Origin of the sequence: Kocuria sp. CPCC 205258, assembly GCF_040981005.1 — a bacterium.
In the GTDB taxonomy this organism is placed as follows: Bacteria; Actinomycetota; Actinomycetes; order Actinomycetales; family Micrococcaceae; genus Kocuria; species Kocuria rosea.
In genome coordinates this window covers 1-18,604 of sequence record NZ_JAVKPS010000003.1, presented here as the reverse complement: position 1 = coordinate 18,604, position 18,604 = coordinate 1, and the positions used below count along the sequence as shown (strand labels likewise).

General features: G+C 67.0%; 14 protein-coding genes and 1 pseudogene. 9 read left to right on the top strand and 6 right to left on the bottom strand.

Features of this window, described 5'->3' with window-relative positions; all coding sequences use genetic code 11:
• The first annotated feature begins 87 nt into the window (after positions 1-87).
• Together RF644_RS05965 and RF644_RS05960 are read left to right on the top strand one after the other, a co-directional pair.
• Positions 88-702: a cysteine hydrolase family protein gene (locus RF644_RS05965; protein WP_368795820.1), complete on the top strand. Its 615-nt coding sequence runs from the start codon at positions 88-90 to the stop codon at positions 700-702.
• Positions 703-834: 132 nt separating this feature from the next.
• Complete coding sequence (locus RF644_RS05960) at positions 835-1,785, top strand: aldo/keto reductase (protein WP_368795819.1); 951 nt, start codon at positions 835-837, stop codon at positions 1,783-1,785.
• 130 nt (positions 1,786-1,915) lie between these two features.
• On the opposite strand, the gene RF644_RS05955 is transcribed toward RF644_RS05960, so the two are convergent.
• A complete protein-coding gene (locus RF644_RS05955; RefSeq protein ID WP_368795818.1) occupies positions 1,916-3,370 on the bottom strand; it encodes an aldehyde dehydrogenase family protein in 1,455 nt (484 codons plus the stop codon).
• Between the two features lie 319 nt (positions 3,371-3,689).
• Between RF644_RS05955 and RF644_RS05950 the strand changes: the two genes are divergently transcribed.
• From RF644_RS05950 to RF644_RS05930, 5 genes are all read left to right on the top strand, one after another.
• Complete coding sequence (locus RF644_RS05950) at positions 3,690-4,523, top strand: PaaX family transcriptional regulator C-terminal domain-containing protein (RefSeq protein ID WP_368795817.1); 834 nt, start codon at positions 3,690-3,692, stop codon at positions 4,521-4,523.
• 247 nt (positions 4,524-4,770) lie between these two features.
• Positions 4,771-5,883, top strand: a complete 1,113-nt coding sequence (locus RF644_RS05945) for an NAD(P)-dependent alcohol dehydrogenase (protein ID WP_368795816.1) — start codon at positions 4,771-4,773, stop codon at positions 5,881-5,883.
• Between the two features lie 302 nt (positions 5,884-6,185).
• On the top strand, positions 6,186-7,844 hold the full coding sequence (locus RF644_RS05940; protein ID WP_206064054.1) for a sulfatase-like hydrolase/transferase: 1,659 nt from the start codon (positions 6,186-6,188) through the stop codon (positions 7,842-7,844).
• Positions 7,816-8,808, top strand: coding sequence for a formylglycine-generating enzyme family protein (locus tag RF644_RS05935; RefSeq protein WP_368796161.1), 993 nt, complete (start codon positions 7,816-7,818; stop codon positions 8,806-8,808). The genes RF644_RS05940 and RF644_RS05935 overlap by 29 nt, the downstream gene beginning before the upstream one ends.
• A 502-nt stretch (positions 8,809-9,310) precedes the next feature.
• On the top strand, positions 9,311-9,472 hold the full coding sequence (locus RF644_RS05930; RefSeq protein WP_206064055.1) for a hypothetical protein: 162 nt from the start codon (positions 9,311-9,313) through the stop codon (positions 9,470-9,472).
• A 181-nt stretch (positions 9,473-9,653) separates the two neighbouring features.
• Here RF644_RS05930 and RF644_RS05925 read toward each other — a convergent pair whose 3' ends face one another.
• From RF644_RS05925 to RF644_RS05905, 5 genes are all read right to left on the bottom strand, one after another.
• Positions 9,654-10,202, bottom strand: coding sequence for an antibiotic biosynthesis monooxygenase (locus RF644_RS05925; protein WP_133410751.1), 549 nt, complete (start codon positions 10,200-10,202; stop codon positions 9,654-9,656).
• 183 nt (positions 10,203-10,385) lie between these two features.
• Positions 10,386-12,056: a (2,3-dihydroxybenzoyl)adenylate synthase gene (locus RF644_RS05920; protein ID WP_368795815.1), complete on the bottom strand. Its 1,671-nt coding sequence runs from the start codon at positions 12,054-12,056 to the stop codon at positions 10,386-10,388.
• 5 nt (positions 12,057-12,061) lie between these two features.
• Positions 12,062-14,134, bottom strand: coding sequence for an acetate--CoA ligase family protein (locus tag RF644_RS05915; RefSeq protein ID WP_368795814.1), 2,073 nt, complete (start codon positions 14,132-14,134; stop codon positions 12,062-12,064).
• Complete coding sequence (locus RF644_RS05910; RefSeq protein WP_368795813.1) at positions 14,131-15,702, bottom strand: FAD-dependent monooxygenase; 1,572 nt, start codon at positions 15,700-15,702, stop codon at positions 14,131-14,133. The genes RF644_RS05915 and RF644_RS05910 overlap by 4 nt, the downstream gene beginning before the upstream one ends.
• An 88-nt stretch (positions 15,703-15,790) precedes the next feature.
• On the bottom strand, positions 15,791-16,624 hold the full coding sequence (locus RF644_RS05905) for a PaaX family transcriptional regulator C-terminal domain-containing protein (protein ID WP_368795812.1): 834 nt from the start codon (positions 16,622-16,624) through the stop codon (positions 15,791-15,793).
• 145 nt (positions 16,625-16,769) lie between these two features.
• On the opposite strand from RF644_RS05905, the gene RF644_RS05900 reads away from it, so the two are divergent.
• Together RF644_RS05900 and RF644_RS05895 are read left to right on the top strand one after the other, a co-directional pair.
• Positions 16,770-18,149, top strand: a complete 1,380-nt coding sequence (locus RF644_RS05900) for an MFS transporter (RefSeq protein WP_368795811.1) — start codon at positions 16,770-16,772, stop codon at positions 18,147-18,149.
• Between the two features lie 117 nt (positions 18,150-18,266).
• Positions 18,267-18,604 (top strand): annotated as a pseudogene (locus RF644_RS05895) (cupin); the annotation flags it as partial.

Sequence of the window (18,604 nt, the reverse complement as noted above, 5' to 3'; positions counted from 1 at the left end):
ACGCTGACCACGGACCCAGTCGCGACGCAACCGGTCAGCCGCTCGTCCCGGTCCCCGACGACATCCCACGACCCCTGAGGAGCACCCATGGACATCACTACCCTCGACCCCACGAACACTGCCCTGCTGCTGGTGGACCTGCAGAACGACAACGTCCACCCCGACGGCGCGTTCGCCGCCTCCGGAGCAGCCGATCATGCCGCAGAACAGAATCTCGTGCCGAACGTGCGCGAGCTCCTCGACTGGGCCCGGGCACGGGAGATGCCGGTCATCCACAACCGCATCGTGTTCTACCCCGGCGGCAGCTACGGCGGCGACAATGCCCCGATCTTCCGCATGATCGGACCGGAGTCGCTCAAGTTGGGATCATGGGGTGCTGAGGCCCTCGAGGGCCTGGAGGCCCTGCCGGAAGAGCCCGTCCTGATCCGCAACCGCATGAGCGGCTTCAACGGCACCGGCCTGGACACCCTCCTCCGCAACGCCGGCGTGACCGACCTCCTCGTGGCAGGCGTCTGGACGAACATGGCGGTGGAGCACACGGTGCGGGACGCCGCCGACCACGGCTACCGCCCGATCCTGGTCACCGACGCCACGTCCAGCATCAATGCCGACTGGCAGCGCGCCGCCCTGTCGTACGCGCTGACCAACATCGCCGAGTTCACCACCACTGGTGACGTCACCGGTGCCTGGACCACGAGCTGAACGCACATGGTCAGGGGGCCGGTCCGGTGAAGCACGCCGCCGGCCGGCCCTCGCCTCAGGCACTGCATCAGTAGGGCCGCCGCGCCGAAACGGATCGACACGGCAGGAGAACCGCATCAAGAAAAGAGAGACATGACCACCACCGTTTCCAACCCCAGCCTCGGGGCTCCGATCGTCCCGCTCCACCTGGGTGGCAACACCTTCGGGTGGACCTCCGGCCGAGAGCAGTCCTTCGCCGTGCTCGACGCGTTCCAGGACGCCGGCGGCAACGTCGTGGACACCGCCGACATGTATTCCTCATGGGTACCGGAGCACTCCGGTGGGGAGTCCGAGGAGATCCTCGGAGCGTGGATGGCCGCCCGCGGCAATCGTGACCAGGTCGTTATCGCCACCAAGACCGGAGCTCACCCCGAGTTCACCGGCTTGGCTCACGACACTGTGGTGGCCTCGCTGGAGGCCTCCCTGAAGCGCCTGCGGACCGACCACGTCGATCTCTACTACGCCCACTACGACGACGAGTCCGTGGAGATCTCCGACCAGGTGGACACCTTCGACGAGCTCGTGCGCAGCGGCAAGATCCGTGGAGTCGGCCTGTCCAACTACTCCCCCGCCAGGATGCGGGAGTTCTTCACCACCGCGCGACAGGACGGCAGGACGATCCCGGTCGCGATCCAGCCCCAGTACAGCCTGGTGGCCCGCAAGGAGTACGAGCAGGAGTACCGGCCTCTCGCGGCGGAGTTCGACGCCGCAGTGTTCTCCTACTACTCCTTGGCCTCCGGGTTCCTGACGGGCAAGTACCGCACACCCGAGGACCTGCAGGGCTCGGCGCGGCAGGACGCCGCCCAGAGCTATCTGACGGCGGACGGGTTGGAGGTCGTCGACACGCTGGACCGGATCGCCACTGCCCACGGCACGCACATTCCCACCGTCGCCCTCGCATGGTTGCGGGCCAGGGGTGTGACCGCCCCGATTGCCTCGGCATCGAGGCCTGCGCAACTGCCGGCCCTGCTGGCCGCGTCCTCCCTGCGCCTGACGAACGAGGAGTTGGGCGCCCTCGACGACGCCTCGCAGCCGTTCGCCTGAGAGCACGCCCGCACGGCGGCCAGACTTTTCCAGCGGCGTGCAGCAGCCCCGACCTCATCCGACGAGATCGGGGCTGCTGCACGATCGGGAATCGGCCGACGGCGCGGCCCTGAGCTTGTAGCTCAGCTCCCTACTTGAGGAGGCGGATGGCGTGGTCCTCGGCGTAGGCGGCCAGCCCGGCCTCGCCGAACTCCCGGCCGAGGCCCGACTGCTTGATCCCGCCGAAGGGCATCCGCAGGTCCAGGGACTCGAAGGAGTGGGTGTTGATGAAGGTGCTGCCGGCCTCGATGCGGGAGGCCATGGCCAGACCGCGCTCGGGGTCGGAGGTCCAGACCGAGGACCCGAGCCCGTACTCGCTGTCGTTGGCCCAGGCGATGACCTGTTCCTCGTCGTCATAGGCGGTGACCGGGATGATCGTCCCGAACTGCTCGCAACCGGCGATCTCCGAGCCGTGCTCCACGTCGGCCACGATGTGCGGCAGCACGTAGTAGCCGTCCGCGGCGTCCAGTCCCTCCGCCAGGCGCCCGAGCTCGACCACCTCGGCCCCGGTGGCCCGGGTGGACTCGATGAACCCGCGCACCTTCTCGTACTGCGCCTGCGTGGCCAGCGGCCCGAAGTTCACGCCTTCGGTCAGCCCGTGCCCCACGACGTAATCCTGCACGCGGGCGATCATGGCCTCGACGAAACGGTCGTGCATCTCTCGCGGCACGTAGATGCGCTTGACGGCGAAGCAGATCTGACCGGATCGGGTGAAGATGCCGGCGAGCATCCGGTCCAGGGTCGCCTCGATATCGGCGTCGTCGAGCACGATCGCCGGATCGTTGCCACCGAGTTCCAGGGTGACGTTCTTGATCGTGTCGGCGGCGGCCTTCACCACGTGCTTGGCCGTCTCGGTGCCGCCGGTGAAACCGATCTTGCGCACCAGCCGGTGGGAGGTCAGCGCCTGGCCGACGTCACCGTCACCGTGGACGACGTTGATCACCCCGGCCGGGAACTTCTCGGCCATCCGCTGCAGCGCCAGCGTCAGGGCGGCCGAGGCGAACGGTGAAGGCTTGAGCACCAAGGTGTTGCCGGTGGCCAGCGCCGGGGCGAGCTTCATCATGGTCAGCACGATCGGCATGTTCCACGGCACGATGGCCGCCACGACACCGCGGGCCATCTTCTCGATCCGGATGAAGCTGGTCTCGTCGTCGTACTCGACCGGGACGAAGAACTGCTCGGTCAGGCTCGCGGTGTGCTGCAGCACCCCGGCACCCAGGGCGAAATCGGTCTGGGCCTCCCACAGCACCCCGCCGTGCTCGCGCACCAGCAGCGGCGCGAGCTCCTCCGCGGACCCCGAGAGCACCTCGGCGGCCTCGAGCAGCTTGCCCGCCCGCTCCGCCGGGGCCACGGTGCGCCAGGACAGATACGCCTGATGGGCGGCCTCCACGGCACGATCCACGTCGGCCGGGGTGCCCACCGCCAGACGGGCCACCACCTCGGTGAGCCGCCCCGGATCTCGGTGGTCCCGGAAGTTGTCGCCGCTGGTCATCTCGCCGTTGATCAGGTGACCGATCTGCAGAGTCTTGGTGGGAGTGATGGTCATGGTGATTTCCTCCTGCGTGGGAAGGTGGAGTGGTCGTCGGCGCGGGGTCGGCCTGCAGTGTCGCAGTGGCGCCGGCGAGTCTGTTCCGGGTGCCTGATGCAGTGCTGACCCGCTGTGACCGTGCCGTGCAGTCGCCGCGGCTCCGGCCTTGGGACCTTATGGGGACGTCGTGGCGGAGCCCGTCGTCTGACCTGGGTGACGGCTGTGCCGTGTATCACACAGTCAATACGATTGTGCGACGCACGTCAATAGGATGAATCACAATTACGAGAGTCGACCGGTGGGCCGTGCCGGACCCGGACCGACAGGAAGGACCGTCGTGAAACCACGTGGGATCGTCATCGACCTCTTCGGAGACTACCTGCGCTACCGGGGAGGAAGTGCCCGGTTGCGGGACCTGACCGCGCTGCTGGAGTGCTTCGGCGTCGGGGAGAGCACAGCCCGGGTCACACTGACCCGGTTGCGCAAGGAGGGGTGGTTCAGCACCGAACCGGATCCGAGCGGCCGGGGCGTCATCTACTCCCTTACCGAGAAGAGCTGGCGGATCCTGGACGAGGGGCGGGAACGGATCTTCACGCGCGCGGAGAGCGAGTGGGGCGGCATGTGGCACATGGTCATCTACTACGTCCCCGAACCCGAACGGGCCCTGCGCGAGCAGTTGCGCAAGGAGCTGTCCTGGCTGGGCTTCGGCGCACTGGCTGCCTCCACCTGGATCTGCCCGCACGACCGGTTGACCACGGTCGAGGAGAAGTTCGCCGGCATTCCGGCTGTACGCCTTGATCTGCTGCGCGCCCAATCCAAGGGACTGACCTATGACCGCGACATGGCTCAGCGCTGCTGGGATCTCACGGAACTCAACCACGACTATGTGGAGTTCGTGGAACGGTATCGCCAGCTGATGCCCCGGTTCCGGTCCGGCCGCATGCCGGCCCGGGAAGCGCTGGTGGAGCGCACTCGCCTCATCCAGGACTACCGGAAGTTCCCGTTCCGTGACCCCGACCTGCCGACCGACCTCCTGCCCGCCCGGTGGATGGGATGTGAAGCGCACGAACTCTTCCTGGAGGCGCGGGACGCCCTTCGCACGAGCGCCGAGGGTCATGTCGACACCCTCCTCGGGCCCGTCGGGACACAGAATGCCCCGGGCGCTGTTTGACTCAGATTTATGACGGACGTCTTACTCTTGACACATTGTGAAGCACGTCACCACAATGGGGCATCGACTACGTCGCCATCCCTGTTGACGGTGTTGTCCCGCACCGCGGCATCGAGACGGTCGGTACAGCGTCGACAGGCGGCGGGCCACATCGGACATCGACCCCGGTGATCGACGGACCCACCGCGGGAGGTCGTAGTCGCCCACAGAGCGTCCACACAGGTGTCCCGAAAAAAGGATGAAGTCCATGACGACAACAGTCACAGCAGCAGTGGCCCGCACTCTGGGCGAGCCGCTCGCCATCGAAGAGCTGCAGCTCGATGATCTGCAGGCGAACGAAGTGCGCGTGCGCCTGGTGGCCACCGGTATCTGCCACACGGATGCGATCGTGCGCGACGGGGTGTACCCCACTCCCCTGCCGGCTGTGCTCGGTCACGAGGGTGCCGGTGTCGTCGAGGCCGTGGGCAACGAGGTCGCCGCCGTCGAGGTCGGTGACCACGTGGTGCTCTCGGCCGCGTACTGCGGCACGTGCCGACAGTGCCGGGCCGGGCGCATGGCCTATTGCGAGAACCTCTTCGCCGAGGACTTCGGCGGTCACCGCCGCGACGGATCGACCGCCCTGTCCAAGGACGGGGAACGCATCTCCTCGCACTTTTTCGGCCAGTCCTCGTTCTCCACCTACGCGAACGTGGTCCAGGAGAGCGTGGTCGTCATCGACCGAGAGGTCCCGCTGGAGCTCATGGGCCCGCTCGGGTGCGGCCTCCAGACCGGCGCGGGGGCGGTGCTCAACGAGCTCCGGCCCGAACCGGGGACGTCTTTTGTGGTGTTCGGCACCGGTGCGGTGGGTTCGGCGGCCATCATGGCCGCCAAGGTCGCCGGGTGTACGACGATCGTCGCCGTGGACCTGCATGACTCCCGCTTGGAGCTGGCTACCGACCTCGGAGCGACCCACACCATCAACGGCCGGACGACCGATGCTGTAGAGGAACTGCGCCGCATCACCGACGGGCAGGGCGTGAACTACGCCGTGGACACCACCGCGGTGCCGGCAGTCCTCCGACAGGCGGCGGATTCATTGGGGATCCGCGGCACCCTGGTACTCGTCGGTGCCGCCGCCCCGGGCACGGAGGTACCCTTCGAGATCGGTGGTTCTCTGGTCAAGGGATGGACCTTCAAGACGGTGGTGCAGGGAAGTTCCGTGCCCCAGGTGTTCATCCCCCGCCTCGTGGAGCTGTGGAAGCAGGGCCGGTTCCCCTTCGACAAGCTCGTCCGGCACTACGCCCTGTCCGACATCAATCGGGGTTTCGAGGACTCGGAGAACGGATCCGTGATCAAGCCGATCGTGAAGCTGTCCAGCTGAGTGCCAAGCTCCTCGTCGTGCTCGACCGGTAGAACTCCTCCACCTCTCTCATGAATCGGCGAGCACCTACCCCTTCCCAGGTGGGTCCGGTCGCCTTTCGCTGCCCCTCTTTCCGCGCTGTTGAAAGTTGAAAGCTCATGAACTCTTTTCCTACACCTCACCCTGGCCGGCTGGCTTGGCCGATCCTGTCGGTAGGGGGCTCCGTACTCCTTGCATCCAGCCTGACCGGTTGCGGAATGTCCTCAGAATCCGCCGGACAGGAGATCACGCCTGCTGCACACGGGCAGGAACAGCCGAACATCATGATGATCCTCTTGGATGATCTGGGGTATAGCGACCTGGGCGCATATGGTAGCGAAATTGACACACCGCACCTGGATGCCCTGACCAAGGAGAGCACTCAGTTCACCGATTTCCATGCCTCTCCCCTGTGTGCTCCCACGCGTGCAGAGCTCATGACCGGCCAGGACCGGCACCGAGTCGGTTTGGGCTCCATGGAGGGTCTGACCCCGCCAGGAGTGCCTGAGACGACCCCTGGTTACAAGGGCAGTCTGGAGGGTGATTTCACCGGCATCGCCGAGCTGCTGGGCGACACCGGGTACGACACCTACCAGGTGGGCAAGTGGCACCTAGGAGGGGAAGAAGGCCAGACCCCCCAGGACCTCGGCTTCGACCAGAATTTCACCCTCTACGATGCCGGCGCCTCCTACTTCTCCGACGGACACCGCCTCTTTGACAGGCCGGTGGAGCCGGTAGATACCGTCATCCATGAGCGCAACGGCGAACGGGTCGACGAGCTGCCGGACGATTTCTTCTCCACGCGTTCCTATACCGATGAAATGCTTCAGATGGTCGATCAGAGCGTGGAAGCTGACCAGCCGTTCTTCAGCTACCTCGCTTACACCGCTCCTCATGATCCCCTGCATGTGGAAAACGAAGAACTCATCGAGCAGTACCTAGACGAGTACATGGATAAGGACTTCGTAGAAATTCGAACCGAACGTATCCAACGGATGGCTGAACTCGATCTCATCGACGAAGGCATGGAAACCCGGTGGCTGGATCGCACACCTGAATGGGAGTCCCTGACTCCCCTCCAGCAGCAGGATCTGGCCTACCGCATGGCCACCTACGCAGCGGTCATTCATGAGGCAGATGAACAAATTGGCCGGGTCATTGACCACCTCAAGGACAGCGGCGAGTACGACAACACGCTCATCGCGGTGGTCAGCGACAACGGCGCAGCCGCCAGTACCCAGGCCAACTACCTCGGATTCAGCACTGAAGAAGGCTGGCACGACCGGGCTTACCCACTGATGGGGGACATGGAGGCATACGGTCAGCAGGGATCCTTCGCGTCCATCGGTCTCCCCTGGGCTCAAGTTTCCTCCGGACCCTACTTCCAGGCCAAGAACACCCTGTTCGAGGGTGGCACCCGGGTGCCGGCGATTGTCAAGGCCCCGGGAACCAACGGGGATGCTGGTGGACGGGTTGTCGATACGTTCGCCCATATCACCGATCTCTACCCCACCTTCGCCGAGTACGCCGGGGCGGATCTCGCCTCGGCCGGCAACCTCCTCGGTGATTCCGCCCGCCCGCTGCTGGAGGGCACCGCGGAAACCATCGGAGACGATGAATTCGGCTGGGAGCACTTCGGACACCGCGCCTACCGTTCCGGTGACTGGAAGCTGGTATTCGCCCCTGCACCCATGGGTGGCACGGGTGAGTACTCGCTCTACAACCTGGCAGACGATCCGGGCGAGACCACGAACCTCGCATCCGAACGCCCGGACGTCCTTGACGATCTGAGCAGGAAGTGGGACCAGTACGCCGAAGAGAACGGTGTCGCCGTCGTCGACTTTGAAGCCGTCAACAAAAACGCGCCTGCTGCAGCTGACAAGTGGTACGTCATGGATTGGGCGGTTGAAAAGAATGCTTCGGAGACCGCCACCAATGGGTAACTGCTGCTCGCCGTCAGGTGATGACCTCTCCTCATCCGGCTCGGTCACAACAACCAGCTCCATCCATCCTCAGCCCACCCTGTCGGGCAGGGCCATCCGGCAGCAAGCACCAGGTGAGTTCGCCGACATCCCCGCCGGCAGCTTCGCCATGGGAGACCACCACAATGAGGGCCACCCGAAGGATGGGGAGACCCCCGTCCACCAGGTCGCTCTGGAGGGTTTCCGTATGCAGAGCACAACGGTCACCAACGCCCAGTTCGAGGAGTTCGTGCAGGCCACCGGCTACCGGACCACCGCCGAACGGTTTGGTATCTCGGCCGTCTTCTACGCCGCCTTCCAGGCGCAACGCACCGACATCCTTAACCAGGCCGCCGGTGTCCCTTGGTGGCTGGCCGTAAAAGGAGCCGACTGGCAACACCCCCACGGACGGGCATCTGATCTGACCGGACTGGAGGACCACCCGGTCGTCCACGTCTCCTGGGACGACGCAACCGCCTACTGCCAATGGGCCGGCACCCGTCTTCCCACCGAGGCCCAATGGGAGTACGCCGCCCGAGGCGGCCTGCAGGGAAAACGCCTGGCGTGGGGAGATGATCTGACCCCGGACGGAACGTGGAACTGCAACATCTGGCAGGGCCGGTTCCCGCATGAGAACTCCGACGATGACGGATATCTGATCACCGCACCGGTGAAGACCTATCGACCCAACGGGTACGGGCTGTGGCAGATGGCCGGCAACGTCTGGGAATGGTGCCGGGACTGGTTCGAGGCGGACTACTATTCCCAGACCCCACTCAATGATCCTCACGGTCCGGCATCCGGCACCCGGCGTGTGCTGCGCGGTGGGTCCTACTTGTGCCACGATTCCTACTGCAATCGCTACAGGGTCGCGGCCCGCAACTCCAACACCCCGGAATCCACCTCCGGCAACATCGGATTCCGAGTAGTCGCCGACATCAGGTGAGACCAGTGAGATGACACTGCCCTTCGGCTAGCAGGCTCGCTAAAGAGCCTCCAGGTAGATGCAGGCCTCCCCCTCAACATGGGAGGCCTGCATTCCGTTTCATAGGGTGTTTCCCAGGGGAATGATCCAGCTGACAAGGTATCCCGTGTATCAACAAGTCCCTCGAGCCATTCTTGCTACACGTCTTCATGAGGCCATTGACGTCGTGAGACATCGGGGACAGGGAGGCCCAGAAGGGACACGCTGCTCGACCCCTACGGCCGTCCAAAGGGCCGGGTCGAGCTCATCCGCAAGTGGTAGAAGCCCACTCGGATCCGCCGCTTCACCAACCACGGCCGCGGGACAAGTCCTCAAAGCGGCCATCGGGATCGTCAGTTACTCCATGCGCGAAGACCTCGACCGGCACGTACCCTCAATGCTCGAAGCATCCGAAAAGCTGGGGAAACGCCTGGTCAGCAGAGCAGGCAATGAACCGACGGCGCGACGATGTGCGGAGAGTTCCGTGCCACAGGTGTTCAACCCCCGTCTCGTGAAGCTGTGGAGGCAGGGCCGGTTCCCTTTCGACAAGCTCGTCCGGCACTACGCCCTGTCCGACATCAATCAGGGGTTCGAGGACTCGGAGAGCGGATCCGTCATCAAGCCGATCGTGAGTTTCGCCGACTGACCCGACCTCGGGGCCACGACGATGGGCGCTCTCCGCCGTGGCGGGGTGCGCCCATCGTCGTGCGGTCGTCCGCGACGACGGCGCCCGGCCCGGCCCGCGTGGTGGGGTGCGGACCGGATTGCCGGTCAGTGTTTTCTCCTCCGCGGAGCGCAAGGTCACACGTGCATCCGTACGGCCGTGTTCATCGATGAGCAATCCGGAACGGGCCCAGCAGCCAGTCGCGGAGACGCTGAGCGGCAGGTATGGCGATCAGGATGAGGAACGGGACTGTGACGAAGGTGGTGATCAGGGTGCGCACGGGAAGCGGGAGCGGCTCGAGCTGAGGCACCAGGAGGTAGCCCAGAATGGTGGAGGTCGGGAAGAGCGTGATCCACACCCACACTATGGTCCTCCATCGTGACGGGGGCGAGACCGGTTCGCCGGGACGCGCTCCCAGCAGCGCGCTGTTCAGATCGGCGGCGGACAAGCGGCTGCTCGGCACGAGCATGGAGTCCCGGCACTGATCGAGGAGGTGGTGCCGCTCGTCGCTGCGCTCCCACTCCAGGAGGTGCTCAGTGCTGTCGAAGGTCAGGACGACCAGCAGCTGGTGGCCCTCCTGATCCTCTCGGGTGAGGTGGGCGTCGAGATAGCCCGGAAAGGTGCCGGCGGCGTCGCAGAGCGCGCCGGCCCTGTCGCGGAGCGTGTCCTCGTGGCCCGGACGGGCCCGCATGGAGACGGCGATCATCGCCATGGGTGTGAGCCGTCCTTTCTCGAGGCGGGTCCGGGCCGCTCAGTGCGGGCCCATCAGCCGGGGGCTTCGGTGCCAGATTCCGGGAGGCAGTCCGTGCGACGGCGGACCGGCGAGCCGTGCCCGCACCGTGCACGGGAGTGCCGAGCCGCCGCGGTCATGCGGCGGCTCGGCACTCGGGACGGATCACACCTCGAGCTGTATCCGTTCGGCGATGTCGGCACGCAGGGCCTTCTTGTCGATCTTGCCGACCTTGGTGGTGGGGATCTGATCCACGACGACGACCTTCTCGGGGATCTTGTACGCGGCGACACCGGCTGACTTCAGGTGGGCCTGGACCTGTTCGAGAGTCAGCGGCTTTCCGCCGGCCATCTCGGCGTAGAGGCAGACCTTCTCCCCCAGCACCGGGTCCGGCATGGAGACCGCGGCGACGATGCTCAGACCCGGGATCTGGTAGACGAGAGACTCGATCTCCTCGGCCGAGACCTTCTCCCCGCCGCGGTTGATCATGTCCTTGTCCCGTCCCTGCACGATCAGGTTGCCGTCGGGGCGGCGTTCGACGATGTCACCGGAGGCGTACCAGCCGCCGTCCTCGAAGGACTTGGTGTTGGCCTCCGGGGCGGCGTAGTAGCCACGTGGGGTGTAGGGCCCGCGGGTAAGGATGGACCCGGGGGTGCCATCGGGCAGCTCCTCGTCGACCACCAGGTCGACGATGCGGACCTCGTCGGCCTCGGAGACGGGCCGGCCCTGGGTGGTGCAGATGACCTCCTCCGGATCGTCCAGCCGAGTCATGTTGATCAGGCCCTCGGCCATGCCGAAGACCTGCTGCAGGGTGCAGCCCAGGACCGGTTTGACCTTGCGGGCGACCTCGTCGGGCATCCGGGAACCGCCGACCTGCAACACTTCCAGGGATGTGAGCTGGTCGGTGGGGTGTTCCTCTCGGTACTCGATCCATTTCTGCGCCACCGCCGGCACCACCGCGGTGATTGTCACGGATTCGGCCGCGATCACGGGGAACGCCTTGGCAGGGTTCGGGGACGGCAGCGTCACGGCGCGGGCGCCCAGGAAGAGGGCACCGAGGACACCGGGGCAGGCCAGCGGGAAGTTGTGGCTGACGGGCATGGACACCAGGTAGACAGAGTCCGCCGTCAGACCGGCCACCGCGGCGCACGCCTTGATGTTGTAGGCGTAGTCGTTGTGGGTGCGCGTGATGAGTTTGGGCAGACCTGTCGTCCCGCCCGAGAGCAGGAACAGGGCCGGGTCCGTACCGGCCGGGGCGGAGGCGTCCAGGCGTGCGCGGGCGCCGTCGGGATCATCGCCCGGGCGGAGGATGTCCTCCAAGGACAGATTGCCGTCCTGGGGCGTCCCCGAGACGAGGGTCCACTCCAGGGTGGGAATCTCTGGGCGCAGCTCAGCGGCGAGCTGCTGGTAGTCGAAGCCCTTGACCTCGTCGGCGGCCACGATCGCGCGGGCCTCGGCGAGCTTGCCCAGGAACTTCAGTTCGTACTGCCGGTGGGCAGGCAGCGCCATGACCGGGATGATCCCGGCACGGAAGCAGGCCAAGGTGAAGACCATGAACTGCCAGCCGTTGGGCAGCACCACGAGCACGCGGTCGTCACGCTCGAGGCCCAGCCGCAGGAGTCGCTCTGCGGCGGCGTCGGCCCGGCCGACGAGTTCGGCATAGGTCATTCGCGTACCGTCGGCCGCGTCGACGACGGCGATTCGGTCGGGGAACGCCCGGGCGGCCTCCTGGAAGTGGGCGCCCAGAGGCTTGTCCTCCCAGTATCCCTTGGTGCGGTAGAGCTCGGCGTACTCGGCGGGCCAGGGAACGGTGCCCTCGCTGGTGTGCTTGACCATGTGTTTCAGTCCTCCTCGACCGAAGTGCCGTTGGCGACGATTACGGCGTCCAGGGCGATGAGCCCGGAGCCGGTGAGTCGCAAGGGGTTGATCTCGATCTCGCTGATGCCGGTGTCGGCAGTCAGGGTGGCGCCCAGTGTGGCCAGAATGCGCGCGAGTTGCCCGGTGTCGACGGCCGGTCCGCCGCGCCAGCCGCGCAGCAGGGCCTTGCCGGCCAGCTCCTCGATCATCGACTCGGTGGCGCCCTCGGTCATCGGTGCGGCGCGCAGAGCCACGTCGGCCAGGGCCTCGGCTGCAGTGCCTCCCAGTCCGAGCAGCACGACCGGCCCGAAGACGGGATCGCGGCGGGCGCCGACCACCAGGTCGATGCCGGAGGACGCCATCTCCTCCAGGAGGTACTCCTTGGCCCCGGCCCGGTCCAGTGCGGCCAGTGCCTCGTCGAGCTGAGACTCGGTAGCGATGCCGAGGTGCACACCGCCGATCTCGGTCTTGTGCAGCACCGCGGCGTCCACCAGTTTGACCGCCACAGGCTTGTTCAGGTCGGCGAAAGCGGTGCGGGCCGCCTCGTGGGTGGTGGCTCGGGCCCGAGTGGGCACCGGGATGCCGGCGGCCTCGAAGAGGTCCTTGGCCTCCGCTTCGTCCCACGGGCCGTCGCCGGTCTCGATGGCCGGTGCTGCCACGAGCGGGTGGCCCAGTCCGTGCTGTGCCTGGGCGTCGCGGACCAGTGCGGTGAGTCCGCGAGCCAGGGCGGTGGGTCCGGTCACGACGGGCAGGTTCCGCTGGGCGCCGTCGGCCACGACGGAGGCCACCTCCGGTGCCGGCCCGTCGACCGCGATGAGCGCCGGGGTGCTCTCGATGCCGGCCGCGGTCACAGCGGCGGGCAGGTCCACGACGGGTTCGAGGATTCCGTACAGGCCCACGGCCTGGATGGCCGGGTCCTCCGCCACGGCGCGCACCACGTCCGGGAACTCGGGGCCGGGTCGGCCGGTGTCCACGGGGTTGCCCTGGAAGGTGAGCGGCGGCAGCAGTGTCGACAGGGTCGCGGTCGTGGCTTCCGACAGGCGCGGCACGGCCACGGCCGCGCCGGCCAGCTGGTCCGCGATGATGAGCCCGGGCCCGGCCTGGCCGGTGATCAGACCGATCCCGGGTGCAGGGTGAGCGGGGATGCGGGTGCGGGCCAGTGCGGTGACGGCGTCGACCAGCTCGGTCTCGTCGTTGACGAGCACCGCCCCGGACTGGCGCAGGATCGAGCGGCTGGTGCGCCAGGAGGTGGCCAGTGCCCCGGTGTGGGACTGGGCGAACTCGGCGACGTCGTTCTGCCCGATGACCAGGGCGACGACCGGCTTGACCCTGGTGGCTCGTCGGATGGCATCCATCATGCGCGGTCCGTCGGTGACCGTTTCGATGTGCAGGGCGATGGCGGTGGTGTGCGGGTCGGCGGCGAGATGGTCGATCACGTCCGGGGCGGTGACGTCGATGCCGGCACCCAGGCCCACCCCCAGACTCACCCCGACACCGGCCTGCTGGAGGCGGAAGGACACGGCGTGGTTGACCCCGCCGCTGGAGGAGATCACTCCGACGGGTCCAGGGCTGATGGCTGAGACCCCGGGCACGAAGCTGGCGCGCAGGCCGCGGTGCGGAGCGAAGAACCCGGAGGTGTTGGGGCCCAGCACGCGGATGCCGGTCTCGCGGACAGCGTCGATGACGCCCTGCTGGTACTGCACCCCGGGGCCTCCGGCCTCGGCGAAGCCGCCGGCGCAGACCAGAGCTGCTTGTACTCCGGCGGCTGCGGCGGCGCGCAGGGTCTCAGCGGTGACGGAGGCCGGCACGCACAGGATGGCTAGGTCGATCGGGCTGTCCAGTGCGTCAGCGGCGGCTCCGATGGAGGGGTGCATGTCCTCACCCCGGGGATTCACCAGCGCGATCGGCGCATCGTAGGAGGCGACGGCCTGGGCCATCACGGCCCCGAGCTTGCCCGGGGTGGATGAAGCACCCACGACCGCGACGGCGCGCGGAGCGAAGAGCGCCTCCAGGCCGGTGACGGACTGGGTCGGACTGATGTCGAGGGAGCTGGTCATCGGGCACCTCCGGCGGTCACGGCGTCGGAGCCCTGGGAGGCCACGCCGGTGCCGACGGCCACGGCGTCGGCCCTGCCCGAGAGGACCGCGGTGGCCGCCGCGTCCTCGGTGGCGTCCTCGAACAGGATCGCGGTCAGACCTCGGCCCAGCCGTGCCTCCTCCGAGACCAGGCGGCGGGTCAGAGCGGTGCCGCCGCGCACGAGAACGGTGCCGGAAGCCGGCACCTGCGCGAACACCTCGGCCAGACCGGTCTCGTCGGCGGGAGCCTCGAGAACGGTGAGGGCCGGGGCGTCCAGTGAGAAGGTGGTGGTGCCGTCGGTCAGCCCATCGTCCACGGCGGACAGCAGGCGACCGGAGAACTCGGTCCCGTCCACGACGACCGGGGTGCGCAGCGGGTCGGTCCCGTGACGGCGCAGCCACTCCTGCTCCACCGCGGCCACCAGCTCTGGGTCGCGCTGGCGGATCTTCTCCCGGGGAATGGATCGGGAGAAGAAGTGGAAGGTGAACTGGAGCGGGTCGAAGGCGTTGTGGTAGCGGCCGAAGTGTTCCCACCAGCTCAGCGAGGGACGGGCAGCGTCCTGGACCTTGGCGACCTCGGGCTTGCGCTCGGCCTCGTAGTTGGCCAGGGCGGTGGGCAGGTCCTGCGGGTGGGCGGCGACCTCGCGGGCCAGAACGATCGAGTCCTCCATCGCCATCTTGGTGCCCGAGCCCACGGAGAAGTGCGCGGTGTGCAGGGCGTCACCGATGAAGACCACGTTGTCGTGGTACCAGTGGGCGGTGCGGCGGGTGCGGAAGTTGCCCCAGCGGGAGTTATTGACCACGATTTCGTGGCCCTGCAGGTCCGGCGCGAACAGCTTCTCCAGGTAGTCCTTGGACTTCATGTCCGAGACCCCGGGGGGCTGGGACGGGTCGAACTCGTCGAGGCCGGCGTTGCGCCAGGTCTGCTCGTCGGCTTCGACGATGAAGGTCGAGAGCTCGTCACTGATGGGGTACGCGTGGGCGGCGAAGTTGCCGTGGTCGTTCTGCCGGTGCACGAAGGTCAGCCCGTCGAACATGTAGGTGGTGCCGAACCAGATGAACTTCGCGGTCGCCTCGACCACCTCGTGGCCCAGGACCTCCTCACCGATCTGCTGACGGGTGTTGGAGTTCGCGCCATCGGCGGCGACCACCAGGTCGTAGTCGGCCAGCTGCGCCAGATCAGGGACGAAGGTGCCGAACCGCAGGTCCACCCCCGCCTCCCTAGCCTTCTCCTGGAGCAGAGACAGCAAGGTCTTGCGGTGGATGGCGGCCATGCCGTTGCCGGAGAAGGCGTGCCGCTGATCCTTGAGCCACACCTGGATCGCGTCCCAGTGGCACCCGTGGTCGGACAGGGCGTCGTTGAGCACCGGGTCGGCCTCGGTGATCCGCCGCAGCGTGGCGTCGGAGAACACCACACCGAAACCGAAGGCGTCGGTGGCCTGGTTGCGCTCGAAGAGCACCACCTCGGCCTCGGGCAGCTGGCGCTTGAGCAGGGTGGAGAAGAACAGGCCGCCGGGTCCTCCGCCGATGCATGCGACTCGGATCGTCATGGTGGGTCACTCCCTCGTGTGGATGGTCTCGATGTGATCGAGGTCTCCCGCCAACTGTAACAACACTTCGCGTATCAACGGAAGAGTGTCACGCAAATGTCTTGGGTGACGTCCCGGATGCCTTGACCGGTTCGGTCAGCACCGAGGAGACGTAGGAGGTGGCCGGACCGGCGAGGGCTTGGTGTGCGCGGACGAACGCCTCATAGGCCTCGTCCCCGGGCCACCTGTCCGGCTGGAGGACTGTAGGCAGTTGCGGGTCGCGGAAAGGAAACTGCCGATAGGCCGAGACCAGCTCCACCCGGGCGACCAGAGCCTCCTCCGAGGTGAGCTCGCTCGGATCGAGCGGTGTCCACTCGGCACATTGATCGATGAAGTGCCGGTAGTCGGTTGCCAGATCCTCGAGGTCCCAGCACTGCTGGGCCAGCCCGCGATCCCGGCCCAAGGAGCCGGTCGACATCGTCACGACGTGGATGTTCTCGTCGGCATCGCAGCCCAGGGCGGCACACATCTTCTCTCGCACGTCGCGCGGGGCGACCCATGTGGTGGGGTTGAGCTGGCCGAACCCTTCCCAGGACAACGTCTTCTTCAAGTGGTCCCGGTCTGCCCTGCGGGACTCGGGAATCTGGTAGAGCACCATGGTCCACTGTCCCGCCCAGGGGGATCGCGGTGGGGCGAAGATGCGCTCGCGACCTTCGTCCAGGACCTCCAGGAGCTTGGGTGTGGCCGAGTAGTCCATCTCCCTGCCGTGCCGCTCTGTTGCCACCCAGCCGTCCTTGCGCATCCGCGACAGGGTCACGCGAGTGGTGGCCGGCTCCACCCCGAACAGTTCCAGCAGCTGGCTCAGCTGACTCAGGCGGATGCTGCCACCCATGTAGCGGACATAGTCCCCGAAGAGATCCATCACCAGGTCCTTGGGTCGCATTTCGTCTCCTCCTCGGCGGCATTCTTCGACAACTGCCGACTTCCTCTTGTGAAACATCCCACCGTGTGTTCACATTTTAAGTGTTACATATGCTCTTGGTGCTCGCCACGACGGTGCGGCATCACCGTTCATCAAGGAGTACCCCATGAATGACTCACCCACTGGCCTGGCGGCCAACGGCCGCGAGGCCGCATTCGAGAACGGGACCCCCCGTCCTCGGAAGTCCGCCGCCGTCGTGATCCTGTTGTGCTTCGTGGCCATTGTCTTCGACGGCTACGACCTCGTCGTCTACGGTGCCATCGTCCCGGCTCTCCTCCAGTACGAGGCATGGGGCCTCACCCCGGTCCAGACCGGCGCCTACGGCAGCTACGCCCTGGCGGGCATGTTCGTCGGGGCGATCCTGGTCGGCTACCTCACCGATGTCGTCGGCCGGCGCAAGGTGCTGCTGACCTGCATCGCGGTGTTCTCCCTGCTCATGGTCGCCACAGCCTCGGCCCCCAGCCCGGAGCTGTTCGGCCTCTTCCGATTCCTGGCCGGCCTGGGCCTGGGCGGCGTGATCCCCACAGCCATCGCTGTGACCGTCGAGTTCTCCGCACCGCACCGGCGCAACTTCAACAATGCCCTGATGTTCTCCGGCTACGCCATCGGCGGCATCATGGCCGCACTGCTGGCGATCCTCCTCCTCAGCGCCATCGGATTCCGCGGCATGCTCGCCATCGGCGGCCTCCCTCTGATCACGGTGGTCCCGCTGCTGTTCTTCCTGCTTCCCGAGTCCCCGGCCTACCTCCGCGCCCGTGGCCGCCACGCCGAAGCAGCGAAGGTGGCCGCCGACTACGGCCTGCCGACCCCCGAGGACGCCACCCCGACAGAGGCCGCCACCGCGGCAGGCAGCGTTACTGAGCAGCCCAAGGCACCGAACCGGCTCCGGTCGATCCTCACCGGCCGCTGGGCGATCGCCACCGCCCTGTTCTGCCTCGCCGGCATCGCCGGCCAGACCCTCGTCTACGGGCTCAACACGTGGATGCCGCAGCTGCTCGTCCTGGCCGGCTACTCCCTGACCTCCTCGCTCAGCTTCCTGCTCACCGTCAACATCGGTGCCGTGCTCGGAGTGATCATCTCCTCCCGTCTGGCCGACAAGTTCGGCCCCCGGCCGGTGACTGCCTTCGCATTCCTCTCCTCCGGAGCCGCATTGCTGCTGATGGCCACCGGAATCATGCCCCTGTGGGCGATGTACCTGCTCGTGGCCGTCGTCGGCTTCGGATCCATCGGCGCCCAGATCCTCGTCAACGGCTTCGTCGCCACCTACTTTACCGATGCCACCCGTGCCACCGCCCTGGGCGTCACCCTGGGCATCGGACGCATCGGGGCGGTGCTGGCCATCGCCGGCGGCGGCGTGCTCGTTGCCGCCGAGCTGGGCACCTTCACCAACTTCGCGGTCTGGTCCGTCGCCGCGCTGATCGGCATCCTCGCAGTCCTGACCGTTCCGCGCATGACGTCCGCGCGCCGGTCCTCCCCCGCGGTGTAGCCAGACCAGGCCCACACCCGAGGCATCCGCCCTCGCCCCAATCCCGGTCCGCCACAGCCCGGCAGACAGAACGAATCAGACCACCGGCTATTCACCATCGACATCGAGGAGCTCCCCATGAGTCACGACAACCGGATGACGGTCCCGGCCCCCACGCCTCAGGAGCAGGCCCAGCTCGACGCCCTCTACCAGGACTTCGAGTCGGGCCACATGGTCCCGCTGTGGACGGAGATCGGCGACCTCATGCCGGAGGCCCCGGCCTCGGCGGCCGTGCCGTTCGTGTGGGAGTGGAAGAACCTGCTGCCGCTGGCCGAGCGGGCCGGGGACCTGGTGCCCGTGGGCCGCGGCGGGGAGCGGCGGGCCATCGCGCTGGCCAACCCCGGCCTGGGCGGGCGCCCGTACGCCACCCCCACCCTGTGGTGCGCCATCCAGTACCTCGGCGGCCACGAGGTGGC